Annotated in this window: 26 protein-coding genes and 1 pseudogene; 21 read left to right on the top strand and 6 right to left on the bottom strand. The window is 64.4% G+C overall.

Annotated elements, in window-relative coordinates:
* Nucleotides 1-102 precede the first annotated feature (102 nt).
* From EAG14_RS06675 to EAG14_RS06640, 9 genes are all read left to right on the top strand, one after another.
* Nucleotides 103-444, top strand: coding sequence for an AlpA family transcriptional regulator (locus EAG14_RS06675; protein ID WP_121728418.1), 342 nt, complete (start codon nucleotides 103-105; stop codon nucleotides 442-444).
* Complete coding sequence (locus tag EAG14_RS06670; RefSeq protein ID WP_121728417.1) at nucleotides 441-779, top strand: ogr/Delta-like zinc finger family protein; 339 nt, start codon at nucleotides 441-443, stop codon at nucleotides 777-779. The genes EAG14_RS06675 and EAG14_RS06670 overlap by 4 nt, the downstream gene beginning before the upstream one ends.
* Before the next feature lie 494 nt (nucleotides 780-1,273).
* Nucleotides 1,274-1,627, top strand: a complete 354-nt coding sequence (locus EAG14_RS06665) for a hypothetical protein (protein WP_121728416.1) — start codon at nucleotides 1,274-1,276, stop codon at nucleotides 1,625-1,627.
* Nucleotides 1,624-1,770: a hypothetical protein gene (locus EAG14_RS22685; protein ID WP_162995926.1), complete on the top strand. Its 147-nt coding sequence runs from the start codon at nucleotides 1,624-1,626 to the stop codon at nucleotides 1,768-1,770. The genes EAG14_RS06665 and EAG14_RS22685 overlap by 4 nt, the downstream gene beginning before the upstream one ends.
* Nucleotides 1,767-5,840: a hypothetical protein gene (locus EAG14_RS06660; RefSeq protein WP_121728415.1), complete on the top strand. Its 4,074-nt coding sequence runs from the start codon at nucleotides 1,767-1,769 to the stop codon at nucleotides 5,838-5,840. Before EAG14_RS22685 ends, EAG14_RS06660 begins: the two co-directional genes overlap by 4 nt.
* On the top strand, nucleotides 5,821-6,498 hold the full coding sequence (locus EAG14_RS06655; RefSeq protein WP_121728414.1) for a hypothetical protein: 678 nt from the start codon (nucleotides 5,821-5,823) through the stop codon (nucleotides 6,496-6,498). Before EAG14_RS06660 ends, EAG14_RS06655 begins: the two co-directional genes overlap by 20 nt.
* Nucleotides 6,495-6,920: a hypothetical protein gene (locus EAG14_RS06650; RefSeq protein WP_121728413.1), complete on the top strand. Its 426-nt coding sequence runs from the start codon at nucleotides 6,495-6,497 to the stop codon at nucleotides 6,918-6,920. Before EAG14_RS06655 ends, EAG14_RS06650 begins: the two co-directional genes overlap by 4 nt.
* Nucleotides 6,921-7,017: 97 nt before the next feature.
* On the top strand, nucleotides 7,018-7,224 hold the full coding sequence (locus EAG14_RS06645; protein WP_121728412.1) for a hypothetical protein: 207 nt from the start codon (nucleotides 7,018-7,020) through the stop codon (nucleotides 7,222-7,224).
* 14 nt (nucleotides 7,225-7,238) lie between these two features.
* Nucleotides 7,239-7,616: a hypothetical protein gene (locus tag EAG14_RS06640; protein ID WP_121728411.1), complete on the top strand. Its 378-nt coding sequence runs from the start codon at nucleotides 7,239-7,241 to the stop codon at nucleotides 7,614-7,616.
* Here EAG14_RS06640 and EAG14_RS06635 read toward each other — a convergent pair.
* Nucleotides 7,562-8,700 (bottom strand): IS3 family transposase gene (locus tag EAG14_RS06635; protein ID WP_371414366.1). Its coding sequence is split into 2 segments (ribosomal slippage): nucleotides 7,562-8,451 and nucleotides 8,451-8,700, totalling 1,140 coding nucleotides; the frame shifts between segments, so codons are not numbered across the junction. The two genes, EAG14_RS06640 and EAG14_RS06635, sit on opposite strands and share 55 nt — an antisense overlap.
* Nucleotides 8,701-9,447: 747 nt before the next feature.
* Between EAG14_RS06635 and EAG14_RS06630 the strand changes: the two genes are divergently transcribed.
* Nucleotides 9,448-10,395, top strand: a complete 948-nt coding sequence (locus EAG14_RS06630; RefSeq protein ID WP_121728410.1) for a DUF4238 domain-containing protein — start codon at nucleotides 9,448-9,450, stop codon at nucleotides 10,393-10,395.
* Between the two features lie 53 nt (nucleotides 10,396-10,448).
* Here the strand turns inward: EAG14_RS06630 and EAG14_RS06625 are convergent, their stop codons facing one another.
* Nucleotides 10,449-11,627, bottom strand: coding sequence for an integrase arm-type DNA-binding domain-containing protein (locus EAG14_RS06625; RefSeq protein ID WP_121728409.1), 1,179 nt, complete (start codon nucleotides 11,625-11,627; stop codon nucleotides 10,449-10,451).
* Between the two features lie 423 nt (nucleotides 11,628-12,050).
* Between EAG14_RS06625 and EAG14_RS06620 the strand changes: the two genes are divergently transcribed.
* Both EAG14_RS06620 and EAG14_RS06615 read left to right on the top strand, forming a co-directional pair.
* Complete coding sequence (locus EAG14_RS06620) at nucleotides 12,051-12,359, top strand: hypothetical protein (protein ID WP_121728408.1); 309 nt, start codon at nucleotides 12,051-12,053, stop codon at nucleotides 12,357-12,359.
* A 251-nt stretch (nucleotides 12,360-12,610) separates the two neighbouring features.
* Nucleotides 12,611-12,799 (top strand): hypothetical protein, encoded by a 189-nt coding sequence (locus EAG14_RS06615; RefSeq protein WP_099741632.1) that lies wholly within the window; start codon nucleotides 12,611-12,613, stop codon nucleotides 12,797-12,799.
* Between the two features lie 124 nt (nucleotides 12,800-12,923).
* Here EAG14_RS06615 and EAG14_RS06610 read toward each other — a convergent pair whose 3' ends face one another.
* The 4 genes from EAG14_RS06610 to EAG14_RS06595 form a co-directional block, all read right to left on the bottom strand.
* On the bottom strand, nucleotides 12,924-13,514 hold the full coding sequence (locus tag EAG14_RS06610; protein ID WP_240457030.1) for a hypothetical protein: 591 nt from the start codon (nucleotides 13,512-13,514) through the stop codon (nucleotides 12,924-12,926).
* A gap of 119 nt (nucleotides 13,515-13,633) precedes the next feature.
* Nucleotides 13,634-14,650 (bottom strand): MlaD family protein, encoded by a 1,017-nt coding sequence (locus EAG14_RS06605; RefSeq protein ID WP_099741633.1) that lies wholly within the window; start codon nucleotides 14,648-14,650, stop codon nucleotides 13,634-13,636.
* A gap of 42 nt (nucleotides 14,651-14,692) precedes the next feature.
* Nucleotides 14,693-15,493 (bottom strand): ABC transporter permease, encoded by an 801-nt coding sequence (locus EAG14_RS06600; protein ID WP_121728407.1) that lies wholly within the window; start codon nucleotides 15,491-15,493, stop codon nucleotides 14,693-14,695.
* A gap of 179 nt (nucleotides 15,494-15,672) precedes the next feature.
* A complete protein-coding gene (locus tag EAG14_RS06595) occupies nucleotides 15,673-16,146 on the bottom strand; it encodes a Cd(II)/Pb(II)-responsive transcriptional regulator (protein ID WP_099741635.1) in 474 nt (157 codons plus the stop codon).
* 288 nt (nucleotides 16,147-16,434) lie between these two features.
* Here EAG14_RS06595 and EAG14_RS06590 point away from each other — a divergent pair, with 288 nt between their 5' ends.
* From EAG14_RS06590 to EAG14_RS06550, 9 genes and pseudogenes are all read left to right on the top strand, one after another.
* Nucleotides 16,435-17,070, top strand: coding sequence for a YitT family protein (locus EAG14_RS06590; RefSeq protein WP_121728406.1), 636 nt, complete (start codon nucleotides 16,435-16,437; stop codon nucleotides 17,068-17,070).
* 60 nt (nucleotides 17,071-17,130) lie between these two features.
* Complete coding sequence (locus EAG14_RS06585) at nucleotides 17,131-17,625, top strand: hypothetical protein (RefSeq protein ID WP_121728405.1); 495 nt, start codon at nucleotides 17,131-17,133, stop codon at nucleotides 17,623-17,625.
* An 81-nt stretch (nucleotides 17,626-17,706) separates the two neighbouring features.
* The gene (locus EAG14_RS23040) at nucleotides 17,707-18,183 is read left to right on the top strand and encodes a hypothetical protein (protein ID WP_205603502.1); all 477 of its coding nucleotides are present in this window, start codon (nucleotides 17,707-17,709) and stop codon (nucleotides 18,181-18,183) included.
* Entirely contained in the window at nucleotides 18,180-19,631 is a 1,452-nt protein-coding gene (locus tag EAG14_RS06575) for a TolC family protein (protein ID WP_121728404.1), read from the top strand. The genes EAG14_RS23040 and EAG14_RS06575 overlap by 4 nt, the downstream gene beginning before the upstream one ends.
* A gap of 28 nt (nucleotides 19,632-19,659) precedes the next feature.
* Nucleotides 19,660-21,042 (top strand): multicopper oxidase family protein, encoded by a 1,383-nt coding sequence (locus EAG14_RS06570; RefSeq protein ID WP_121728403.1) that lies wholly within the window; start codon nucleotides 19,660-19,662, stop codon nucleotides 21,040-21,042.
* Between the two features lie 12 nt (nucleotides 21,043-21,054).
* Complete coding sequence (locus EAG14_RS06565) at nucleotides 21,055-21,558, top strand: plastocyanin/azurin family copper-binding protein (RefSeq protein ID WP_121728402.1); 504 nt, start codon at nucleotides 21,055-21,057, stop codon at nucleotides 21,556-21,558.
* A gap of 204 nt (nucleotides 21,559-21,762) precedes the next feature.
* The gene (locus tag EAG14_RS06560; RefSeq protein WP_121728401.1) at nucleotides 21,763-22,272 is read left to right on the top strand and encodes a DUF411 domain-containing protein; all 510 of its coding nucleotides are present in this window, start codon (nucleotides 21,763-21,765) and stop codon (nucleotides 22,270-22,272) included.
* A pseudogene (locus EAG14_RS23220) lies at nucleotides 22,269-22,699 on the top strand (copper-binding protein). Before EAG14_RS06560 ends, EAG14_RS23220 begins: the two are co-directional and overlap by 4 nt.
* 44 nt (nucleotides 22,700-22,743) lie before the next feature.
* Nucleotides 22,744-23,754 (top strand): P1 family peptidase, encoded by a 1,011-nt coding sequence (locus EAG14_RS06550; RefSeq protein ID WP_121728400.1) that lies wholly within the window; start codon nucleotides 22,744-22,746, stop codon nucleotides 23,752-23,754.
* Nucleotides 23,755-23,791: the final 37 nt, after the last annotated feature.

Here is a 23,791-nt window from a genome sequence, read left to right as displayed (position 1 = left end):
TCGGCGTCCGACCCGCCCACTTCGCCCAACTTCAGCATGTGTAGAGCGCGCACACATGCAGCACTCGTTTGTCCATAGCCATCCGTACATGACCATAGAGCCATGTACTCATCCACAGACATCCGAGACGCCCAAGACACCGCAGCCCAGCCGCTGCGCCCCTTCCGCGACCGCCTGCTTCGCCTGGCGGATGTGAAGCACATGACCGGCCTCGGCCGCAGCAGCATCTATGCGGGCATTCAGGCCAAGTCCTTCCCGTCCGCCGTGAACCTGACCGCCCACGCGGTGGCCTGGCGTGAGTCGGACATTGATGCGTGGATCGCTGCCCGCCCACCGGCCGCCCTGCCCATCGAACCGCCCGCACCCGTTGCTGCCAAACCCGCGCCCAAGGCAGCGCGCACCCGCGCAACGGCCAGCGCTGCAACCAAACGGAGCCGCTCATGAGAATGCGCTGCCCCCACTGCAAGAGCTGGGCGAGTGTTCGCAACAGCATCGAGATAACGCCCTTGCTGCGCGACATGTTCCTCATCTGCAAGAACCCGGCTTGTGGCCACACCTTCGCCGCTGCGATGGAGATCAACCGCACCTTGTCCCCATCGGCCACGCCTGATCCATCCATCCTGCTGCCCCTGAGCCCACACGTCCGGCGCCGTGACGTGATGGAACAGATGGCACGCCACCCCATCGCCCAGTGCGACCGCCTGCCCCCGGCAGATGCCGACCGCCCGGGCACCGATACCGACGCCACAGAGACCGAATCGGCCGCCCTAGCGCCGTAGGTCCACCCCCACCCCACCGCACCGCCTTGCGGAGCCGTTTTGCGGCCCTGCGGCCCGAACTCCGCCCGAAGAACCCTGTTTGCCCTTGATGACCATGCCCACCGCCCCCAGCTCCCGCAGTCCTGGCCAGCCTGTTTGCCGTCCGTGCAATACCGCACACGCCGCGAACTTGCCGCGCCAGTTCGCCCCCAAACACCCACCAAAATCAACCAAACCCACCAAGCGGGTCTATACTTCGGGCGTTACGTCACAAAAAGGCGTAATCGGGATTGGTCTCCCGCTACATCCGCTGCGACGCAAGCCGCAGTCTCTTCCGCAGAGCACCTGCGGCTTGTTCGTTCGTGCCTCCAGTTTTTGGCGGCTCGGACAGGGAGCCGCAAGGCTCGCCGGTTCGCGCAAGCGGGTGTCCGGTAGACCAACCTGTTCGAGCTGCCGCCCTCGATTGGTCTCGGGTGCGGTGGTTTCTGCAAACCACACTCGCTTGGAGGCCTCCCATGGCTGACCGTATCCCCTCGGGCGCATCCGCGTCCGGCGCAGCTGCACGCGCGCATTCCTCTCCCTCTTGCTCTTGCCCTCCCCCGCTGTCTGACCGTGCCCCGCACTCGCTGGCCATCGATGCCAACGACAACGCGGGCGACCTGCGCACCACGCTGCAGGCCTATGGCGCCATCGAGAAGCTCATGAGCTGCCACGGCGCGCAGGACAGCCAGACCATCGTCGCCCATCGCGACGAGCTGGGCGCCCTGCTGCGGCTGGTGAATGAGCGTTTCGCTCAGGACCTGGACGCGCTGGACTCCACGCTGCGGACCCTGCACAGCGCCCTCTGCGCACGGGAGACCCTGCAATGAAGACCTACCTCATCAAGTGCATTGACGGGGCGGGCACCTTCCACCGCTACACCCAGCAGGCCGCATCGCATGCGGCCATCGGTTCCAACGCTTTCGAGCGCTTTGGAGACCTGCGTTTGCTGAGCGTGCGGAGGGTGTCATGAGCAGCACGCCAGACAACCCGCGCCGCGCAGGCGCACCAGCGTGCAAGGGCTGCCGCGACAACTTTCCGCTACCGCAAGCCCTGGACGTTTTTGACCGAATGGTGGTGGCTGGCTACGTGGAACGCCGCACCGCCTGCAGGGCATGCCCAGCGGCGCACAAGCCCTGCCTGGAACCTGCAGCGCATGGATTGCCAGCGGTGGACCTGCGCGCGTACAGCCCACAAGTTGCACGCCCAGCGCAATCTACTGAGCCCGCGCGCCGCTCCAATCCACGGCACGCCTACGAACAGAACCGCCAGCGCATCGCCCAGCTGTGGAGCGAGGCGCAGCCCATCACATCGGGCGATGTTGCAGACCACTATCTGGTGCGCCAAGGCTTGCAGGGGCACGACGCCGCGAACTGGCCCGACGCTTTGCGCCTGCATCCCGCGCTGGAGTATTGGCACACCGACCACACCGGCCGGGCAGCATGCCTGGGCACGTTTCCCGCGCTGCTGGCCGCGCTGGAGATTGATGTTCACCCGCACGGGCTGCACCGGCCTGCGGAGCGCCACAAGGTGGCCCTGCAGCGCATTTACCTGACCGCGCACGGCACACCCGCCCCGGTGCCTTCGTTCATCAAGGCCACGGGCACCGATGGACACATCAAGGGCGCGGCCGTGCGGCTGTCTGCACCGCGTGTGCAGGCCGATGGCGTGGTGCTGGGTGTCGCTGTGGGTGTCGTGTCCGCGCTGCGTTTTGCGGCGGCCCTGCGCATGCCGGTGTGGGCTGTTGCAGACGCTGCAGCGCTCGCGCATTTTCGGTGGCCGCGCGAGGTGACGCATCTGCACGTGTTCACCGATACCAGCGAGGCCGCGCACGCCGTGCCCGCCTGCGAGCTGGCGCGCAAGGCTGCGCGCTGCGGTCTCACCAGCTACGTGCAGACGATCACGCCACGCACTGCCGACACCACCACCGCCCCAACGTTTGAAGGAATCACCATGGCAAAGAAGAAGGCCAACGCCACAAGCACGGGCGCGGCATTGAACGACACCAGCACGCAGGCACCAGCGACAACACCAACCCGCGCACCGGCGCTGCAGTTCACCGTGTTCACTTCCACCGAGCCCGAACGGCTCACCAAGGTGCTGAGCCTGAACCGCGATGGCACGCTGAACAAGCAGGCGGCCGCGTCGATGATGGCGGGCACCGCGCAGCGCGTGCGCGTCAGTGGCTTGCACGAACTCGCGCAGGCCCTCGACCACCTCAACCCCGCCCAGGCCGTGGGCTGGGGCATCTGCGCGCAGGAACAAGCCGCCATCGTGGCGGAGCGGGATGCTCAGGTGAACGATGGAGCGCACGGCGCTATCTCTCGCACACGCCAGCACTTCGCGTTTCCACGCGGGCCGGGCGTGCTGATGCTCGATCACGATGGATGCCCGAATGGGGAGCTGAACGCGGACGAGCTGCGCCAGCGGTTGATAGACGCATGCCCCGCGCTCGCTGATGCGCCGATGCTCTGGCGCCCGAGCTGTTCGGCCGGTGTGCAGGCGCCCGATGGGCGTGTGCTCTCTGGATTGGACCGGCACCGCCTTTACATCCCTGTTCGTGATGCCTCACGCATCCCGGACGCGGGCAAGACGCTGTTCACGCTGCTGTGGGCATTTGGCCAAGGCTGGTATGAGGTCGGGCGAGCTGGCCAAGCGTTGGAGCGGTCCCTCATTGATGCGACCGTGTGGCAACCCGAGCGGCTGGACTTCTGCGCGCCTCCCGTGCTGCTCGATGGCCTGGACCGGCCCGGTGCTGCAGCGCGCATCTATGGCGATCCGGACGGCCTGTTCGACCTCGGCTTGATCGAGTGCGATGGGGAGACCCGCAAACAGGTGCAGAGCCTCAAGCGGGCGAAGCGCGAGGCCATCGCCGGGCAGTGTGCAGCGCAGCGGGAACGCTGGGCCAATGCCAAAGCGCCATCGCTGGCCATGCGGCGCGGCATACCGTTGGAGAAGGCGCGGGATGTGCTGGTGCGGGCCAGTGAGAAGCGCGTGTTGATGGGGCATTTCATGCTCACATCGGCAGAGGGTGAACCCGTGTCGGTGGGGGAGATCCTCGATGCCCCCGACCGCTGGCACAACAGCCAGTTTGCGGACCCACTGGACCCGGACACCGACCGCCGCGTGGCCGTGGTGAACCTCAAGAGCGGACAGCGGCCGTACCTCTACACGCACCGCCATGGGGGCATGCGTTTTGAGCTGATGCGGCAGTCGGCGCGCGTACAGATTGGGCGCGGGATGCGGGTGGCCACGACCGATGCGGTCCTGTCGGTTTTGAAGTCGCGCGGGGAGCTTTTCGACTACGGCGAGGGAGCGATTGCGTATGTCAGCGAGGGCAAGGCGCGGCCGGTCTCTCCCGATTGGTTGACCGACCACATGGGGCGCGTGTGCGACTTCTATTCGGTGCGCAAGCGCAAGGATTCGGCCGGTGATGACCAGACCGAAGAAGGTGCAGAAGATGCGCCTCTCGGGGTGGCCCGCGCCATCCTGGCCAAGCATGGCGAGCGGGGTTTTAAGAAGCTGGTGGCCGTGGTCACTGCGCCCACGCTGCGGCTCGACGGCTCGATCCTCGACCGCCCGGGGCATGACGATGTGTCGGGCCTGCTGTTCTACAGCGAGCACCCGAACCCGCCGAAGGTGCCCAGCAGTCCCACGCCTGCGGACGCACTCACGGCCCTGCGGTTCTTGTGGCGGCCTCTCGCGCTGTTCCCGCTGGTGGACGATGTGGCGCGCGGCGTGGTGCTGCATGGCCTGCTTTCGGCCGCTCTGCGGGCGAGTCTGCCCACGGCGCCGGGCATTGGCTTGGACGCCCCGGCCGCAGGCAGTGGCAAGACCTTGTTGGCCCGCTGCATTGGCATCCTGGCGATGGGCACCGACCCGGCCATCCTGCCGCCAGCGGACACCGACGAAGAAACCCGCAAGCGGCTGTTTGCCGTGCTGCGCGAGGGCCAGCGCGTGGTGCTCTGGGACAACGTGCGCGAGCCCTTGGGCTCTGCGTCGCTCGATGCGTTCTTGACTGCGCCGACCTTCGCCGACCGCATCCTGGGCAGTAGTGAGACCGTGACGCTCCCGAACCGGGCCTTGTTCATCGCCACGGGCAACAACCTGCGCATGACTTCGGACACCTGCCGCCGCGTGCTGACCGCCCGCATCGACACGCAGAGCGAGAAGCCCTACACGCGGGATTTTTCTTTCGACCCGGCGCAGATGATGACGAATGACCGGCTGCAGTACGTGGTGGCAGCTCTCACCATCGTGCGGGCCTACATCACGGCCGGGCGGCCGAAAGTGGCCAAAGGGCGCACGGCCAGCTTTGAGCATTGGGACGATCTGGTGAGACAGCCGCTGTGCTGGCTGGCGGGGCTGGTGCAGCAATCGGCAGACGCAGAGCTGCCCACGCTGGCGGACCCGATGGAGGCGGCTGCGCGAGCGTTTGAACAAGACCCGGAGACCACCAAGCTGGCCGCCATGCTGGAGGCTTGGCACGAGGCGTTCGGGGGCATGCAAACGACCGTGGCCAGTGTCATCCGGCGCGGGGATACCGATGAACGGCTGGGCGGGGCGATGGACGAGATCGCTGGCCAAGCTGGAAAGGTCAACTCGCGCATGCTGGGGCGGTGGGTGGAACGCATGACCGGGCGCATCGTGGGCGGCAAGCAGTTCGTGCGGATTGGCCTGCGGGCCGGGGTGCTGCATTGGTCGGTGGGCAAGGTGGGGGCATCGGCACCACAAACGCAAAACGTGAACGCGCCATCGGCCGCCGAACACCCACCAAAAGCCACCAAACCCACCAATCCGGGGCAGACCGGACACGAACCGGCCGATTCGCAAAATCAAAACGTGAACGCGCCGTTGACCGGCAGACACCCACCAAAAGGCACCAAACCCACCAAAAACGGGGGTTCGGACACCTCCCAGGCACCCGGCGTGGTGGGTTTGGGGGGTTTTGGAGGGTTTTCTCCAGCCGATCCGCGTGCCAGCGTTTCCGATACGGGCGGTGCGGCCAATTCGGCCGGTGACGATGTGGAGTTCTTCCAATGACGGTCCCGCATTCATCGCCTTTGGTGGGTTTGGTGGCTTTTGGGGGTTAACTTCGGACAACCGGCGCACCGAGTTTTGCGAGTCGGGGGAAGAAACTGGCACGCAGGCCGACCCGGACTTGGTGGGTTTGGTGCCTTTTGGTGGGTGTTTGGCGGTCAACGGCGCGCACAAAATTTGCACCGATGCCGTTTCGAGCGATCCCGCCGTGGTGGGTTTGGTGGGCTTTGGTGGGTTCCTGGCGGCGAATCGACCGAGCACGTTTTGCGCTGACGCCGGTTTGACCGATGCCGACAAGGCCCTGGCCACGGCCGCGCGGGGCATTCTGCAGACGCTGGAATCAGCGGGTTTGACCCTGGCTGTGACGAATGCCGGAGCCCTGCAGGTCTCGCCCGCAAGTGCCTTGCGCCCCGACCAACGGGTGGCCATCCGCGACCACCGCGCGGGCCTCGTGGCCTTGCTGCGGCTGCGCGGCGCGTTGTTTGTTGATGACGAGCGCCACCGCTGCCGCGACTGCGTGCATCTGCAGCGCAAGGGCTATTGCGCGATGGCACAGAAGGGCCTGATGCCCGGGGTCAATCCGTGGTTCACGCCTGCGCCCAACGTGCTGCAGCACTGTCACTTCTTCCACCCGAACGCGGTGGAACTGGGGGCGCCATGAGCACGCGCAGCACATCAACCCAGGCCCCTGCATCGAAGGTGGCCATGTCCAACGCAGAGCGCCAGCGCAAGCACCGCGAGAAGCGCAAGGCGGAGTTGCAGGCACTGCGCGCCGGTGCTGCTGCCCCGTTGTCGTCGCGGTTGGCTTTGCCTCTGCCATCACCCGCACCCAGTACGGCCCCTGCCCTGCGTGACGACGCGCAGTCCTTGCGCATGCAACTCGATGCAGCCCGCAAGCGCTGCGAAGCGCAGGCCGCTGAGCTGGCGGCGCTGCGTGAAGCGCATGAACCCCTGGCGGCCCGTTTGCAGGCCCTGCGCGTTGTGCTGCGCGGCCTCATCGGGAAGTTCTCACCTGCGGCCCGGCATGTAGCCCGCAGCCACTTGCAAGAGACCGGGTTTATCGAGTGGCTGGACGCGGATTGATCGCTGCATGGCCCTGCTCTGCTAGGTCGCTCCGCCGCCCCTTTTGTTCTCCTTTTTCTGTTTGTTCCCTTCCTTTTTTACCTCTGAAAGATCACCCATGTTTGCCAATGAATCCCAAGCCCGCGAAGCCTATGTATCCGCCAATCGCAAGCTCGAAGCCGCCCTCGCTGAGTACACGCAGGCGCGCACCGAGCTGCACAAGATCACCGGGGAGTTCTCTGCCGTGGATCAGAAGCTGTCGCTGCAATTCAGTACCCGCTCGGGCAAGACCCAGACCGCCGAAGTTGTTCTCACCGATTGCTGAAAGGAATCACCACCATGACGACCCACACCACCAAGACCGCCACGATTCAAGACGAGCTGGCCCAGGCCCAGACGGCCTACGACATCGCGCTGGAGACGTTGCTCAAAGCCTGCGCGGATTTCAACGAGGGCTCGGGCAAGCAGTACGCCGAGCTGATGCAGCGCCATGCGGACCTGCGCGGCAAGATCGCCACCCATGAGGCTGCGGCAGAGACCGCGACGCTGGAGTTCAAGCAACTGCTCGCGGCCGCGAACTTCGAGAAGACGAAGGCCGTGAAAGAGGCGCTGTTCAAGAAGAACGATGCGATGTGGACTTCACCCGGTTTCGTAGACATATTTCAACTTCCGTTTCGAAGTTGTTCGAATGCCAGCGGACTCAGTTGGTCTAGGTGACTGTGCCGACGGATTCGATTGTAAAAACCTTCGATGTAGTCAAACACATCTGACTTGGCGTCTTGCCTGGTGGCATAGATATGGCGTTTGATTCTCTCCTTCTTCAAGCTGCTGAAGAAGGACTCTGCTACCGCGTTGTCCCAACAGTTTCCACGTCGGCTCATGCTTGGCACCAATTGGTTGTCCTTGCACCAGCGGGCGAAGTCGTCACTGCCAAACTGACTTCCTTGGTCGGAATGGATCATCACTGGACCCGTTGGGCGCCTGCGCCACACTGCCATCGTGAGCGCATCCAACACCAACTCTGTAGCCATGCTGGAGTTCATCGCCCAGCCGACCACCATGCGCGAGTACAGGTCAATTACGGCCGTTAGGTACAACCAGCCCTCATGGGTTCGGATATAGGTAATGTCGGTGACCCACACTTGGTTCGGTAGCGTGACCGTGAACTCACGTTGCAACCGGTTCGGTGCGGCAGTCGCAGGAAGACCGACTCGGTAGCGTGGCCGCTTGTAACCACGCACTGAGCGCAGTTGGGCCTGGCGCATCAGGCGTGCTACACGTTTTTGACCGCACGCCATACCGTCCTCTCGCAAGTCCCGCAGGATGCGTGGGCTTCCATAAATCCCGTGGCTGTCGTCAAAGGATTGCCGAATGCTTGCCAGCAAGACATCGTCGGCTAAGGCGCGTTTGGACTTTGGATTGGCCTTCCAAGCGTAATAGCCACTGCGCTGTACGCGCAGAACGCGGCACATGCTGCTGAGCCGGAACTGGCCTTTATGTTCGGCCATGAATGCGTACTTCACCCGGACAGCTTGGCAAAGTACGTTGCGGCCTTTTTTAGGATGTCGCGCTCCTCATTGGCCCTTTTGAGCTCCGCTTTGAGCCGGGATACCTCGGCCTTGAGCTGGCTTGTCTCTGCCCCCCCTGCGCTCGATTGCTCTTTGGCAAGCCGCACCCACAGGTACAGGCTTTTGTCCGACATGCCCAATCGCTTGGCTACATCCACTACCCCATGACCACGCTCGGTCACCTGTTTGACGGCTTCTGCCTTGAACTCAGCCGGGTATCGCACTCTCTTCATTTCTCACTCTCCAGTTCAATTTCGACCTTGATAGGTGTCTATTGAACCGGGTGAAGTCCAGGTAACGGGACCTGAAGTCGGACTCGTCATAACGTAACGATCCGGAGAATTCAGTCATTGTGGGCGATGCCGACTACGTCATGTCGCCACTTCAAGAGCACGTCGGCCGCACCGATGCATGGGAAAACCTGGGATGGCGATTTCTGTACTCAAGCTACCTCCCATGCAAGCTCTGAACGTCAGGCAAAAGCAGTCAAATCACGTCAACTCATAGCTCGAAAAAACCGGCCGCCAAACCGCACCGGGCGTTGCATTTGGCGGGCCGTCAGTGTCAGCAAAACAGCGCTGTTTAGCGGGCAGGCGAGGCGGGGTCTCCACTGCGCGCCACGACCTCGCGGCAATGCCTCCGACCTTGAACCCAAAACCGCTCGCCAGTCGGCTGACGGGAACGCATCAAATCATGATGTTGAAAGCACTTACCACTGCGCAGTCGGGATCGGGCGTTTAGCGCGATCTGGATGCATGCGAATTGCTCGATGCAGTGAGTCATTGCCCTGGGATTTCCGGCTGGCCTCTGGCCGCGCCAGGACAAGTACGCTACTCAAACATGCACGGCAACCCGCAGCTCATCGATGTGGGTCGCCCGGCGCTGCGTTCTCTCCGATACGGCCCCTAAATACTACAAATCTGATAAAACGCCAACAATCGAAACCAACTTGAATTACTCACTCGAATAATACCAACACCATGACCCACGCAAAAAATCATCACTACGTTCCTCAATTACTATTGAAAAACTTTTCATCAAACAAAGGACGGCTACATGTATTTGACAAGCTAAATACTCGACCTTTTCCAGAGAATCAGAAAAATATAGCTAGCGAAAATTACTTCTATAACTTCAGCGAAGATGGAATCAATCACTCCATGGAGGAATGGCTATCCCAACTAGAAACAAAAGCAGCCCCAATAATTGACGAAATAGTTTCATCCAAAAATCTGGACAGCATTAATAGCGCCACAAAATCTGAATTATCATTTTTCTTTGCAGTTCAAATGGCAAGAACTAAAATGCCACAGGAAAAAATCAAAAGATTGGTTAAGAGATTTCGCGAACTCCTTACAGAAAATGGTCAAGAAATATCCAACCTTGACGAGAAACTTAAAGATTTTGTCACTGAGCCTACGGAAAATGACCTAAAGGCAGGTACAGCCAAGGCAATTCGGGTCGACGCCCCAATGTATGCGCCATATCTCGAAAATAAAATCTGGATGCTTATTGAGCGAAGCCAAGAAACCCCATTCATCATAGGTGACCACCCCGTCGCTCGAAAGAATGAAATCGATAAGGACTGGTCAGATTTCCCTGGACTTATGAAAATAGGAGTTGAGTTTTATATACCACTCTCTCCCGATCTGTGCCTTGCCATGTGGTGCCCATCAATCGTGCAAGGGGTGATAAATCAATTTGCACCAGAGAAAGAATGGATCGTAGACAGAACATTTAAAGTTGCAAACATTCTTTCAGGCTCCAAAAATTCATCAAAAATAGTTAACGCCCTTCAAGTTTATTGGAGCGAGCGTTTCTTGTTTTCAAAAAATGATGATTTTGGTGATTTGGCTGAAAAAATTAATAACCTCCCATATATGAGGCATGGCCCTAGACCAAAATTAAATATTGAGCGCGACGAATAAATATCGCATCAAATTACTGGCGCAACTACACACATTTAGGATGCGAACCATATTCAAAACACCTTTTTATCTCCATCCAGATAATCCGCCCACCATTGCATCAACCTCGTCCGGTCCGCCATGTACGTTGTCCGGTGGTATGCAGCTCTGATCTCGTTTTGTTCACGGTGCGCGAGCTGCCGCTCAATCACATCCGGGTTCCATCCGTGTTCGTTGGCCACGGTCGAGAACAAGGCCCGGAACCCGTGGGCCGTGGCGATGCTCTTGTAGCCCATTCGCGCGAGCGCTGAGTTGAAGGTGTTCTCGCTAAGTGGCTTGCTGGGGTAGTACGGGCTTGGGAACACCAGCTCGCGGCCACCGCTGATGGCTTCGATCTTGTCCAGCACTTCAAGGGCCTGTTTGGACAGGGGCACGCGGTGTTCCTCGCGCATCTTCATGCGCTCTGCGGGGATGGTCCACAGGGCCGCCTTGTGGTCGAACTCCACCCAGCGCGCGCCGCGCACTTCACCAGGCCTGCAGGCCGTGAGCATGAGCATGCGCAGGCCCAAAACGATGCTCGGGGAGCCGTCATAGGCCGTGAGCTTGAGCATGAACTCGGGCAGCTCTTTTTCTGCCAGGGCGGCCCGGTGTTGGACGGTGCGAGGTTTGAGGATTTCCGAGGGCACGAGATCGAGCATGGGGTTGACGTCGATGCGCTGGTGTGTGACGGCCCAGCGGTAGATGGCCTTCACGCGCTGCAGCACCCGGCCAGCCTGGTCGGCCGCGCCGCGTGCTTCGACCTGTTTGACCGCTTCCATCACATCTCGGGCCTTGAGACTGGCCATGGGGCGTGAACCCAATGTGGGAAAGATGTCGTTTTCGAGCGAGGCCGCGATGCGGCCCATGGTGACGGGCTCCCAGCGGGCGGACTGGTGATCGATCCAGTCTCGGGCCACGGCTTCGAAGGTGTTACGGTTTTCGTGGACAACCCGAGCCTTTTGCTCCTTGCGGGCCTCCCCGGGGTCCTGGTTGTCTTGGAGCAACTTGCGGGCCTTGCTGGCGGACTCCCTGGCCATCTTCAAACTGATGTCGGGGTACACGCCAAAGGCCAGGCGCTTTTCTTTTCCTGCGAAGCGGTACTTCATGCGCCAGTAGCGCCCGCCTGCCTTGGTGATTTCGAGATAAAGGCCCAGGCCGTCTGAGTGTTTGCCGGGTTCGGAGAGGGTGCGGAGCTTCGTGTCTGTGAGTTTCAAGGGGGCACCAAAAAGGGCTGGGGGCACAAATGGGGGCACATTCTGCCAGCACAAAGCAGAGAGTGAGCATTCATGCGGGTTAGCGCCCAGATTGTGAGAGTGGCCCCGGGCACCACAGATAAGGCCGGAAGCTTCCACAAGCTTCCGGCCTTTTTTATTTCCCCTTTGGAATCAGCATCTTAGCTGTCCATCCTCATCCAAACCAGTCCACCCCATCCGAGAAAATTGGGGGCACATCGTGTACGCCGTCAGGCCCAAAGCATGCGCCCATACGGCAGAGCCATGGCGCAACCAGCAAAACACTTCTTTTTCCTTTATTCAGCGCCCACAACAATCCATCCCCAAACCCGCTCAACACGCCGCCCTCGCTCTGCACTTCAAAATACTGTATATTTAAACAGTATTCAAAACCAGGAGCCCGGCATGGAAGTGATTGACACCCTGTACACCGTCACCCTGCGTGACTACCCCGATGATGTGCCCGCCAAAGCAGTTGCTGCGGCAGAAGCACGCTACACCAAAGCGCTGGAAAACGCGCTGGGCGGGCCCGAGCAGGTGGCCGCGGCCCTGGACACCATGGGAGACCTGGAAGGCGCCAGCGCTGATGAAATCTCCAAGGCCGACATGGAACTGGCTGCGCGCTGGGCCAAAGCCTGCAGCGCAGCCCGCCAAGCCGGGTTTCGGGATTTGGGGGAGGCAGAAGGCATGTACTTTGAAGTGCAGACTTCATAAAGCCAACACCGCCTCCTCTGTCAGATGGCGAGCACGACACAACTGGTCACAAACTGCATGCCAGATAAGCACTTGTCTTACAGACGGAACTGGGCAGGTTTGGTGGAATCTCATCCACTGGCCATTGAGGCTGGCGCGGGGTGAGCCATTGCGGCCCCCGCACCTTTGAATTGCGCAAGAGCGGTCCGTCTCATCCGGCAGCGATGCCGCCATGCTTGGATTAACCGCACTCCCCTGAAAGGAGCTATGCCATGACACTTCATCACCTCTCTCCGCAAACGGCTGCCGTGCTTGCGTTCCTCGTCACAGTGGCCTTGGCCGTGGCGGCCGCACTGGTTGGCGCCATGCCAGAGTGGGTGGCGCAATCTGCGGATTCGCTGCCTTTGCTGCCCGCGCAGTGGGACACATTGTTACCGCTGGAGGCGTCTGCCTCGCACTGACAAACTGAGACTGGGCGTGGGGCATGTAATTGGTTTGCTATGGCCTGATCGCTCAAGCCCAGCGCGGCATAGGCCTGCGCACCCCTCGCAGCCCCACCCTACCGCCGTCGATTCAAAGCAACGTTCAGGGCGCCACCACGGCCAAGCGCCTGCGCGCACGGGCTGCAGTGTCCACATCGCCCGCAGCTTGCGCCTGATCAGCCTGCACGGTCAGCCAAGCGATCAGCGGGCGGCGCCACCCTTGGGCTGATGCGGTGTCTACCGCCAGCGCCACCACCGCAGGCCCCGCCTGTCCGGCCTGGAACAGCGCCGCAACCCCCACCAAGCGAGACAAAGGATCTTCCACAGCAACCAGCATGGCTGCCGCATCGCCACCGCTGGCAGTGCCAGCAAGGCGCTGCGCCACGGCGCGCTGGGGTGGTGGCAGCACGGCGACCTGCGCAGCCGTCAAACGCTGGGCTTGCAAAAAGTCGGCGTAGGCCAACTCCGGCGCGGCGGCATCGCGGCGCAGGGCCTCAAAGCCCGCACAGGGCCCTGCCAAGGCCAGGCTGGCCGATTGGGCGGCGCACCGCAGCAACTCAGTGCGGGCCAGCAGGTCGGCACGGCCGGTGCTAGCCAATGCCTGTCGGGCACGCTCCCACTCTTGCGTTTCGACGCGCGCCTGGCCCGTCAGATAGGCGTTCAGGGCTTTTTGGGTGGCGGCATGGGCATTCATCTGCCAGTCGGGCACGGGGGGCTGGCTGGAGCACGCAGCCAGCACCGCGCAAGCCAATAGCCAAGGCCACCGGGCGCCGCGCAAGGCCCGGTGGCGCCATCCGGTGTTAGGTGCAAAGCTCATGGCAGCTTGATCTCCGTGTCGCGCGCAAACGGCCATTTGCGCTGGATGTCGTTGACGAGGCCTTCCACCCGGCGCAGGTTGCTCTCCACCTCGGCACGCAGCGCGCCCAGGTCGGTGGTGGCTTCACGGGCGTTGGCACCGATGGCCTGGGCCTCGGCCAGCACGGCATCCACCTTCTTGAGGCTGGTGCGCGTGTCTGCCAACAAACCATTGAGTTGCGCCACCGTAGCGCGCAGGTCGGGCACCAGGGCATCTTTGCCGTTCTCGCCAAACACCTGCCGATCGGCCTGCTTGGCCAGCCCGTCCAGCCTCGCCAGCAGGGTGTTGGAGCGCTCCAGCGTCGCGAGAACTTTCTTGGCGTCGGCCTCGTTGCCCATCACCACGCCCAGTGCGCCGCTGGGACCGTTCAGCCGCTGGGTGAGCGCCTGCACGTTGGCCAGGCTGCTGCCCAGGGCGGCGTCCTGCGCCGTCAAGGCATTGAGGTTGCCCAACAGCTCACGGGCAGAGGCCATCAGCTGCGGAATTTCTGCGGTGGCATCGCCGCGCAGCACGGGGCGCGTGGCGCCGTCGGGCAGCAAGGGGTCGGTGAGGATGCCACTGTAGGCTCGGATGTTGGTGGCGCCCACCACCCCGCGCACCAGGGTGAACACGCTGGACTCGCGCAGCCAGTGGGCGTCTTTACGGGGCACGTCCACGATGATGCGGGCGTTGCCGGTTTCGGCCAGCTCAATGCGGCGCACGCGCCCGATGGGAAAGCCCGAGAACGTCATGTCCATGCCCACCACCACGCCCTCAGAATCATCGGCCGTGAGCACCAGGGTTTGCGTGGGCTCGAAAGCCCCCCGGGCATAGAGCAGGTACAGACCAGACCCGGCAATCAACAGCACGGTGAACAACAACAGCGCAGCCGCCTTGAGCTCCAGGTAAGCCACCGGCCGCAGGGTCTCCACAGGGGCAACGCCAGATTCCTGTGGCGGCGCATTGGAAGGGGATGGGGATGATGGAGGATTCATGGCATCAGAAACAGGGGTTGGGCCAGTGCGCGCGCATGGCCATCAGTAGTAGTTGCCCACCAGCGAGCCCACCTCGATGAGCAGCAGCACCGCAAACATGCGCGCCAGGCCGCCCAGCTCGGAGTCGGGCTGGGCACGCTCGCCCGTGTCGTACAGCCCAGCGGCCATGGGGATGAGCGCCACGGCCAGGCTGAACAGCAAGGTCTTGATCACAAACACCAGTGTGACGGCGGGTGCAAACACCTGCCCGAACATGCGCGTGTAGCTGGGCAGGCCCGCCAGGTTGAAGCCGTACACCCCCAGGTACGCCAGCACCAGCGCCACCACGCAGCTGAGTGCGGCGAGAGTGATGCAGGCAAACACGCCCGCTACGGCACGCGGCAGCAGCTCGACCCGCACCGGGTCAGCCCCCAAACGGCGCAGGTGGTCAAACCGGCCTGACTGGCGCAGCAGGGCCAGCTGCGTGCCGTTGGGGATGGTGCAGCGCATAGCCACGAAGAGCGCGGCCGTGAGCGGAATCAGCTCCAGCACCAGCACGCGAATCACCATCTCCAGCGCGTAGCGCGACAAGCCGTAGCTGAGCGCAGTGACCACCACAATGCGCGTGAGCACCAGGCTGATGAGCGCCGCCAGCACGGTGAAGCCAATGAGCACCGGGGCAGTGTCCAGGTACAGGTGGCGCGCCAGGGCGCGGCGTGTGCCCCGCCCGTAGCTGGATGGCGACAACACCAGCACCAGCACCACCGCCCCTAGGTACAGAATGCGCCACCACGCCAGCGCCCAGCGCCGAACCACGCTCCAGACACGTTCGGGCAAGGAGAGGCCGGGCCAGTGCGAAATCATGGCCGGATCATAGCGAGGTGCTGCCAGCGCAGTGGCAAGCCCCTGGCCCGCAGCACCACAAGCCTTTTAGGCCTCTAGGGCCATTGGATAAAGCGCGATTAGCTATCAAATCAATAGCAAAACAATCCAAAGCCCTGGGCGCGCTGAAACAGGTGCTCACAGCATCGCTGGCAACCGCGTCAGACATGGCGCTTGCCGAGCGCCGCACCCGCCAAGGCGGCCAGCGTGTCAGGCACCTGGGCATCGGCGCGCTGGTGCAGGGCCTCGATGATGTGGCACTGCGCGTCGGTGCCGTCGCAGCGGCTGCGCAGGGCCAGCAAATCGGCCTCCAGGGCCTGCAACTCTGCCAGCCGGGTGCGCACATGCTGCAGGTGCTCGTCCAGCGTGTCGCAGGCGGCATGGCAGTCTTCCTTGCGGCCCCAGTCCAGCGCCAGCAGGGTGCGCACCTCGTCCAGCGACATGTCCATGGCGCGGCACAAGCGGATGAAGCGCAGGCGGTGCACATCGTCCGCGCTGTACAGGCGGTAGCTGTTGTCGCTGCGGGCGCCGGGCGGCAGCAAGCCTTCTTTTTCGTAGTAGCGGATATTCGCGGCCGACACGCCAGACTGCCGGGCGGCCTCTCCAATGCGATGCAATGCCAGCGACTGCGCCATAGAGCCATGCCTTTAAGTGACTTGAAGGTTTTCATCATGCCATCGCGGCACGCTGCCAGGCTGGCCCTGGTATCTCTGCACGCGCGAACAGAACGCTTGTTTGATAAAAAACTGCCTCTAGCGCTTTAAAATCAAGCGCTACCAGCTATTTAATTGATAGCATTCAGAGCACAAACCTGAAAAGCCCCTGGCCCAACCAACGCCAGCGCCCCTTTGCTTCTTGACCCACAGCAAGCCCAGGCACAGGGCTTGCATGGTCCAATCCAGCCTTCCCTTTCTTTTGCCGCCATGTCCCGCTCCACCGCCGCCCCCGTCACGCCGCCCCCTGTTGCGGTGCCCCACTCGCTGACCGAAGACGCCGTTGCCATCTTCACCGGCGTGCTGCTGATTTCGGTGGGCGTGGCGTTTTTCACCAGTGCCGGCTTGCTGACGGGCGGCACCGCCGGGCTGGCGTTTTTGCTGCACTACGCCACGGGCATTGGCTTCGGCAAGATTTTCTTTGTGGTGAACCTGCCCTTTTACTGGCTGGCCCTGCGCAAACTGGGCCGGGCCTTCACCGTCAAGACCTTCATCGCCGTGCTGCTGCTGTCGCTGCTGACCGAGCTGCAGTCGCAGTTTCTGCAATTTGCCCAGTTGCAACCGCTGTACGCCGCCATTGCGGGCGGGCTGATCACGGGCACCGGATTTTTGGTGCTGTTTCGCCACCGCTGCAGCTTGGGGGGCGTGGGCATTTTGGCGCTGTACCTGCAAGACCGCTACGGCTGGCGCGCAGGCAAGGTGCAGATGGCCGTGGACTGCTGCGTCGTGCTGCTGGCCCTGTGGACGGTGGAGCCTCTGCGTGTGGTGTGGTCCATTGCCGGGGCCGTAGCGCTGAACCTGGTGCTGGCCATGAACCACCGGCCCGGCCGCTACATGGCGACCTGAGCGCGGATCAAAAAGGCCGCGCTGCGGAACCAACCCCACCGCCGCCGTATCATTCACCCCATGCGCCGCGCCCTGTCCCTGTTGCTGATCACCTTCCTGGTCCTGCGTGGCCTGGTGGGTACGGCCATGGCAGCGGGCATGCTGCCCCCGGTGGCTGTGGCCCACAGCCAGGTGATGGCCGCACAGACAGGAGCACAGATGGGCGAAGCGGCCCACGGTGGCCCACATGCCGAGGCAGCACATCCCAGCGACCACCACGGTGCGATGGACCACGCGGCTGCGCAGGCAGCCCATTGCGACGACAGTGAAGAGGGTGAGGTGCACGGTTACTCTCACTGCGCATCCACCGCAGCAGCCACACCCGCCCCCACATCGACCTGTGCAGACGGCCACGGCAGCACCTGCACCGTGTGCGAAATCTGCCATGCCACCATGGTGCTGCCTGCGGCCCCGCCAGCCGCACAGGGCCCAGCCCCCACAGCCGCCATTGCGCGCGCCGTGCGCACACCCGCCAACGCCCCTGTCGCGCCGGCCCACAAGCCCCCCATCGCCTGAGCTCCAACACCCGTAGTGCGTCTGCAGTGGCCTGAATCGGCCAACTGCAACGCTCCTTCGAGCTTGTTTTTGGAGATCGCGATGCCATCGCACCTTGATTTTTGGGCCTGTGCCCCTCAGCGGCGCTGCCCGCCCTTTTTCCGCCTGCCAACCACAAAGTGCCTGCTGGCGTGGCTGCTGGCCAGCACCCTGGCCGCCCCCGCTTTGGCGCAGCCAGCGCACGCCTCGAATGAGGCCACCGCCCCAGCGCCGCTGCACCACCCCACCCTGCCGCTGCAGAGCCCCCAAGCCCCCGCCGAGGTGGACTGGGCTGCCGCCAACCGTGCCGTGGCCGAGTTTCCACGCGGCCATGCCGACATCGTGAACTGGGAGGCGCACAACGCTGCCGCAACTGTGGCACCCCCAACCCCATCGCCCCCAGCAGCCACAACAGATGGCACACCGCACCCCGGCATGCGCCACCAGATGCCCCAGCAGATGCATGACAAGGGGCCGCACCCCATGCCCCACGGCCACCACACCAACCAACCCACCACAGCCCCAGGGGGCCGCCCATGAACACCACTGCGCCCACCCTCTGGCGACTGACCGCCGCAGCCGCCGCCCTCACGGTGCTGGCAGGCTGCGCCAGCGTGTCGCCCGACGGCCTGCAAGGCCGTGCCATGGAGCAAGCAGCCCGCAGCGCCCCCACCCTGGCCGCACAACTCCCGCCCGCTGACCCGGCCACACGCAGCGAGGCACAGGCCCAATTGCGCACCTGGCTGGCCCAGCCACTGACGCAAGACAACGCTGTGCGCATTGCCTTGCTGCACCAGCCCGCGCTGCGAGTGCGGCTGGCAGAGCTGGGCATTCAAGATGCGCAGCGTGTGCAGGCCCTGCAACTGCCCAACCCGCACCTCACCCTGGGGCGGCTGGTGAATGGGCACGAGCGGGAGATCGAGCGATCGCTCAGCTTCGGCCTGCTGGACCTCATCACCCTGCCCTGGCGCACCCAGCGCCAGGCCGAGGCCCGCGACCATGCCACCCTGCTGGCCGCACAAGACGTGCTGCAGGTGGCCGCCGATGCCCGCCGCGCCTGGCTGCGCGCCGTGGCCGCGGAGCAGGTGGCCGCCGTGCACAGCCGCATGGTGGAGGCCGCCGAGGCCGGTGCCGAGCTGGCCCAGCGCATGGCGCGCACCGGCAACTGGAGCCGCCTGCAATGGGCGCGCGAGCAAGCCCTGCTCAGCGATGCCCGCGCCAGCCAAGCCCGAGCACAGCTGGCCGCCGCCACGGCGCGCGAGCAACTGCACCGCACCCTGGGCCTGTGGGGTGGCAACGCCAGCTTCACGCTGGCCAGCAGCCTGCCTGCCCTGCCCGCAGTGCCTGCCGATGTACTGAACGCCCAGGCCCTGGAGACCCAGGCCCTTGCGCAGCGGCTGGACCTGCAGGCCGCGCGCCGCCAGCTCGACACCACCAGCACCCGCGCAGGCTGGGCCGGTGCTGCCGCCCTGTTTGGCAGCGTGGGCCTGGGCTACCAGCGCAACACAACGACAGAGCGGGACAGCGGCCACCGCGACACCACCCGGGGGTGGGAGCTGGAGCTGCCCCTGCCCTTGTTCGACTGGGGTGGCACGGCCCGCACGGCGGCGCGGCTGGAGGTGGAGCGCAACGCCGCCCAGCTGCAAGACACCGCGCTGCGCGCACGCACCGAGGTGCGCACCGCCTGGCTCACCTACCGCACCAGCCACGACCTGGCCCGCCAGCAGCGCGACGAGGTGCTACCGCTGCGCACGCTGATCCAGAGCGAAACCACGCTGCGCTACAACGGCATGCTGGCCAGCGTGTGGGACCTGCTGGCCGAAGCCCGCACCGCCGCCGCCGCCAGCGCCCGCGCCATCGAGGCGCAGCGCGACTTCTGGCTGGCCGACACCGATCTGCGCCTGGCCCTCATCGGCGCACTCGACACCCCAGCCACAGCCCTGGGCACCACCACACCAGCAGAGGCCGCCGACAGCCGTGGCCACTGACCTCTCTCCAAAAAATCCAGGACACCCCATGCAACGACGCCAATTTTTCGCCGGTGCCGCTACCGCCGTCGCGGCCACATCGGTCAGCCGCGTGGCACTGGCCGCCCTGCCCGAGCCCGCCACCCAGGCATCGCCCGACACCGCACCGCCCCTGGTGCCCCCCAACGGGCGCCCCTACCAACCCGTGGTCACCTTGAACGGCTGGACCACGCCCTGGCGCATGAACCAGGGCGTCAAAGAATTCCATCTGGTGGCCGAGCCCGTGGTGCGCGAGGTGGCCCCCGGCTTCTTCGTCAACCTGTGGGGCTACAACGGCCAAAGCCCCGGCCCCACCATCGAGGTGGTCGAAGGCGACCGCGTGCGCATCTTCGTCACCAACCGACTGCCCGAGCACACCACCATCCACTGGCACGGCCAGCGCCTGCCCAATGGCATGGATGGCGTGGGCGGCCTCACCCAGCCCGCCATCCAGCCAGGCAAAACCTTTGTGTACGAGTTTGTGGCGCGCAGGCCTGGCACCTTCATGTACCACCCGCACGCCGACGAGATGGTGCAGATGGCCATGGGCATGATGGGCCTGTGGATCACACACCCCAAGGGTCAACACCCGCACATCGCCAAGGTGCAGCGCGACTACGCCTTCCTGATCAATGCCTTTGACGTGGAGCCGGGCAGCAAGACCCCCAAGGTCAACACCATGATGGAGCACAACATCTGGTGCTGGAACAGCCGCGCCTTCCCCGCCATCAGCCCACTGGTGGCGCGCCGCGGCGATCGCGTGCGCATGCGCGTGGGCAACCTCACCATGACCAACCACCCCATTCACCTGCACGGGCACGAGTTTGAAGTGACCGGCACCGATGGTGGCCCCGTGCCCCTCACCGCCCGCTGGCCCGAGGTGACCACCGACGTGGCCGTGGGCCAGATGCGGCAGATCGAGTTCACGGCCGACGAGCTGGGCGACTGGGCCCTGCACTGCCACAAGAGCCACCACACCATGGGCGCCATGGGCCACGGCGTGCCCACCATGATCGGCGTGGATCACAAGGGGCTGGTGGGCAAGATCCAGAAGATCGTGCCCGACTACATGGTGATGGGCGAGCGCGGCATGGCCGACATGGGCACCATGGAAATGCCGCTGCCGGACAACACCTTCCCGATGATGACCGGCACCGGCCCGTTTGGCCCGCTGGAGATGGGCGGCATGTTCACCACCCTCAAGGTGCGCCAGGGCCTGGGCGCCAGCGACTACCGCGACCCCGGCGACTTCCAGCACCCGCCGGGCACCCTCGCCTATGAATGGCAAGGCGCCCCTGCCGCCACACCACGCCCGGCGCGCGTGGACGCCCCCGGCACCGCCCCCACCGAACCCAGCGCCCGCAAACCCGCCGCCAGCGGCCACCAGCATTGACTTCACCACACCATGAACACTATTAAATTCATAGCTGCTAGCGCTTTATTGGTAAGCGCTAGCGCCGCTTTTTCTCATGAATCAGCACCCCACCACGCGCCCGCTGGTGCGCCCGCCATTGCGCCCGTGAAAGAGCAAAAGGCCTGGGGCATTGCGGGCGACGCGCAGGCCGTGCGCCGCACCATCACCCTGCGCATGACCGACGACATGCGCTTTACCCCCGCCCACATCGAAGTGCGCGAGGGCGACACCATTCGCCTGCGGGCCGCCAACCAGGGCCAGGTGCTGCACGAGATCGTGATCGGCACCGAGCCTGACCTGCAGGCGCATGCCGAGATGATGGCCAAGCACCCCGGCATGGAGCACGATGAGCCCTACATGGCCCATGTGCCACCCGGCCAACGCGGCGACATCGTGTGGCACTTCAATCGCGCAGGCCGCTTTGAATTTGCCTGCCTGATCGCTGGCCATTTCAGCGCGGGCATGAAGGGCACGATCACCGTAAAGCCCAAATGAAACACCCCCTGAGCCGCTTCGCGCCTTCCCCCTCTCTCGCTTCGCTGCGCGATGCGGGAGGGGGACACCCCCAGCACGGCGGGGCGGCGCGGCCGGCGTAGGCCCTTGTGCGGGGGGGCTGGCCTAGGCCGTGCCAGGCCCAAGGGCAGCGGCACACCCACGGCGCATTGGATTGAACTGCAATTGCAATACAGGAGCACCACCATGACTCACTACACACCCACCCCAACGAAAAACACCCGCCGCCAGTGGCTGGCCCAGGCCATGGCCTGCACACTGGCAGGGCCCGCGCTCACGGCCTACGCCGCCGCGCCCACCCCGGTTGAGGTCTGGAAAGACCCCAACTGCGGCTGCTGCCAGGACTGGGTGGACCACATGCAGGCCCACGGGTTTGCCGTCACCATCCACGCCACGGGCAACAATGCCGTGCGCGCCCGCCTGGGCCTGCCGCAAAAGCTGGGCTCGTGCCACACCGCGCTGGTGGGCGGCTACGTGGTGGAAGGCCATGTGCCCGCCAGTGATGTGCGCGCCCTGCTGAAGCAAAAGCCCCAAGCCCTGGGCCTGGCCGTGCCCGGCATGCCCGTGGGCTCCCCCGGCATGGATGGCGCGGTGTACGGAAACCGCCGTGACCCCTATGACGTGCTGCTGGTCGCCCGCGACGGCAGCACCCGCGTGTTCAAAAGCTACCCTGGCCACCAGAAAGAATCCACATGAGCCACAACTCCCGCCAACACACAACACCTTGCACGGCCTCCCACCTGCGCGCCGCCCTGCTGGCCCTGGGCATGCTCGGCGCGACCACGGCCTTTGCGGGCGACGACCACGACCACGGCGAAGCCTACGACAGCCATACGGCATCCACCCAGGTCGCAACCTCCGCCGCACCGGCTGCAGCCCCCGCTCAGGCGGCCACAGCGGCCGAGCTGAGCGAGGGCGAAGTGCTGCGCTGGGATGCACGCAGCGGCAAAGTCACCCTGCGCCACGGCCCCATTGCCAACCTGGGCATGCCCCCATGACCATGGTGTTCAAGGTGCAAAACGCCGACCAGGGCAGCGCCCTGCAAGCGGGCATGAAGATGCGCTTCAGGGCCGAGCAGTTGCAAGGCGCCTATGTGCTGACGCACATTGCACCGGCACCGTGACGCAGCCAGCAAACCGGCGATAACCCCCAGCCCATAATCGGGCCATGAGCAGCACCCCACCCGCCAGCGACGCTGGCAGCATCACCCGCGTGGCGGGCATTGAGGTTGGCCACCACACCGACAGCCGCCGCCCCACGGGCTGCACCGTCATCCTGGCGCGTGACGGCGCCGTGGCCGGTGTGGATGTGCGCGGGGCCGCCCCCGGCACCCGCGAGACGGACTTGCTCCACCCCTCCAACCTGGTCGAAAAAGTGCACGCCATCGTGCTGGCCGGTGGCAGCGCCTGGGGGCTGGATGCGGCCACGGGCGCCGTGCGCTGGCTGGAGGAGCAAGGCATTGGCTTTGACGTGGCCGTGGGCCGCCTGCCACTGGTGCCTGCTGCGGTGCTGTTTGATTTGCTGGTGGGCGACATGCGCATCCGCCCCGATGCGGCAGCGGGCTATGCCGCCTGCCAGGCCGCGAACCGGGCCGACCCGGCAGAAGGCAACGTGGGCGCGGGCGCAGGCGCGGCCGTGGGCAAAATTTTTGGCATAGGCCACGCTATGAAGGGGGGCGTGGGCACGGCTTCGGTCACGGTGGCGGGCGTCACGGTGGGGGCTTTGGTGGCGTGCAACGCACTGGGCGATGTGCTGAACCCCGACACCGCCCAGGTGCTGGCGGGTGCCCGCACGGACGACGGCCACGGGTTGCGCGACACCCGCCGCGCCCTGCTGCGCGGCGAGCCCCCCCAGCCGCTGCTGGCGGGCACCAACACCACGCTGGGCGTGGTGGCCACCGACGCACGCATCACCAAAGTGCAGGCCCACCGGCTGGCCATTGCGGCACACGACGGGCTGGCCCGCAGCATCAATCCCGTACACACCATGAGCGACGGCGACACCGTGTTTGCCCTGGGCACCGGTTGTGTGGAAGCCCACCCCGGCATGATGGTGCTGGCCACCATGGCCGCCGAGGCCACCGCACGCGCCACGGCACGGGCGGTGCTGGCCGCACGTTCTGTCACAACCGCCGAAGGCCTGCACCTGCCGGGCATGGCAGACTGGCGCCCTTCCTGACTTTGAACAGGGTCTAAGAACCTGTTCAAAGTCTTCG

The organism is Acidovorax sp. 1608163 (genome assembly GCF_003669015.1).
In the GTDB taxonomy this organism is placed as follows: Bacteria; Pseudomonadota; Gammaproteobacteria; order Burkholderiales; family Burkholderiaceae_C; genus Acidovorax.
Note: the sequence above shows the minus strand (reverse complement) of the source record. Positions and strands in the feature narration are given on the sequence as shown.

What these genes read in the sequence shown, in the direction of transcription:
- EAG14_RS06675 (WP_121728418.1), top strand. Translation starts at nt 103, where the DNA reads ATGTACTCATCCACAGACATCCGAGACGCCCAAGACACCGCAGCCCAG.
- EAG14_RS06670 (WP_121728417.1), top strand. Translation starts at nt 441, where the DNA reads ATGAGAATGCGCTGCCCCCACTGCAAGAGCTGGGCGAGTGTTCGCAAC.
- EAG14_RS06665 (WP_121728416.1), top strand. Translation starts at nt 1,274, where the DNA reads ATGGCTGACCGTATCCCCTCGGGCGCATCCGCGTCCGGCGCAGCTGCA.
- EAG14_RS22685 (WP_162995926.1), top strand. Translation starts at nt 1,624, where the DNA reads ATGAAGACCTACCTCATCAAGTGCATTGACGGGGCGGGCACCTTCCAC.
- EAG14_RS06660 (WP_121728415.1), top strand. Translation starts at nt 1,767, where the DNA reads ATGAGCAGCACGCCAGACAACCCGCGCCGCGCAGGCGCACCAGCGTGC.
- EAG14_RS06655 (WP_121728414.1), top strand. Translation starts at nt 5,821, where the DNA reads ATGTGGAGTTCTTCCAATGACGGTCCCGCATTCATCGCCTTTGGTGGG.
- EAG14_RS06650 (WP_121728413.1), top strand. Translation starts at nt 6,495, where the DNA reads ATGAGCACGCGCAGCACATCAACCCAGGCCCCTGCATCGAAGGTGGCC.
- EAG14_RS06645 (WP_121728412.1), top strand. Translation starts at nt 7,018, where the DNA reads ATGTTTGCCAATGAATCCCAAGCCCGCGAAGCCTATGTATCCGCCAAT.
- EAG14_RS06640 (WP_121728411.1), top strand. Translation starts at nt 7,239, where the DNA reads ATGACGACCCACACCACCAAGACCGCCACGATTCAAGACGAGCTGGCC.
- EAG14_RS06630 (WP_121728410.1), top strand. Translation starts at nt 9,448, where the DNA reads ATGACCCACGCAAAAAATCATCACTACGTTCCTCAATTACTATTGAAA.
- EAG14_RS06620 (WP_121728408.1), top strand. Translation starts at nt 12,051, where the DNA reads ATGGAAGTGATTGACACCCTGTACACCGTCACCCTGCGTGACTACCCC.
- EAG14_RS06615 (WP_099741632.1), top strand. Translation starts at nt 12,611, where the DNA reads ATGACACTTCATCACCTCTCTCCGCAAACGGCTGCCGTGCTTGCGTTC.
- EAG14_RS06610 (WP_240457030.1), bottom strand. Translation starts at nt 13,514, where the DNA reads ATGAATGCCCATGCCGCCACCCAAAAAGCCCTGAACGCCTATCTGACG.
- EAG14_RS06605 (WP_099741633.1), bottom strand. Translation starts at nt 14,650, where the DNA reads ATGAATCCTCCATCATCCCCATCCCCTTCCAATGCGCCGCCACAGGAA.
- EAG14_RS06600 (WP_121728407.1), bottom strand. Translation starts at nt 15,493, where the DNA reads ATGATTTCGCACTGGCCCGGCCTCTCCTTGCCCGAACGTGTCTGGAGC.
- EAG14_RS06595 (WP_099741635.1), bottom strand. Translation starts at nt 16,146, where the DNA reads ATGGCGCAGTCGCTGGCATTGCATCGCATTGGAGAGGCCGCCCGGCAG.
- EAG14_RS06590 (WP_121728406.1), top strand. Translation starts at nt 16,435, where the DNA reads ATGTCCCGCTCCACCGCCGCCCCCGTCACGCCGCCCCCTGTTGCGGTG.
- EAG14_RS06585 (WP_121728405.1), top strand. Translation starts at nt 17,131, where the DNA reads ATGCGCCGCGCCCTGTCCCTGTTGCTGATCACCTTCCTGGTCCTGCGT.
- EAG14_RS23040 (WP_205603502.1), top strand. Translation starts at nt 17,707, where the DNA reads ATGCCATCGCACCTTGATTTTTGGGCCTGTGCCCCTCAGCGGCGCTGC.
- EAG14_RS06575 (WP_121728404.1), top strand. Translation starts at nt 18,180, where the DNA reads ATGAACACCACTGCGCCCACCCTCTGGCGACTGACCGCCGCAGCCGCC.
- EAG14_RS06570 (WP_121728403.1), top strand. Translation starts at nt 19,660, where the DNA reads ATGCAACGACGCCAATTTTTCGCCGGTGCCGCTACCGCCGTCGCGGCC.
- EAG14_RS06565 (WP_121728402.1), top strand. Translation starts at nt 21,055, where the DNA reads ATGAACACTATTAAATTCATAGCTGCTAGCGCTTTATTGGTAAGCGCT.
- EAG14_RS06560 (WP_121728401.1), top strand. Translation starts at nt 21,763, where the DNA reads ATGACTCACTACACACCCACCCCAACGAAAAACACCCGCCGCCAGTGG.
- EAG14_RS06550 (WP_121728400.1), top strand. Translation starts at nt 22,744, where the DNA reads ATGAGCAGCACCCCACCCGCCAGCGACGCTGGCAGCATCACCCGCGTG.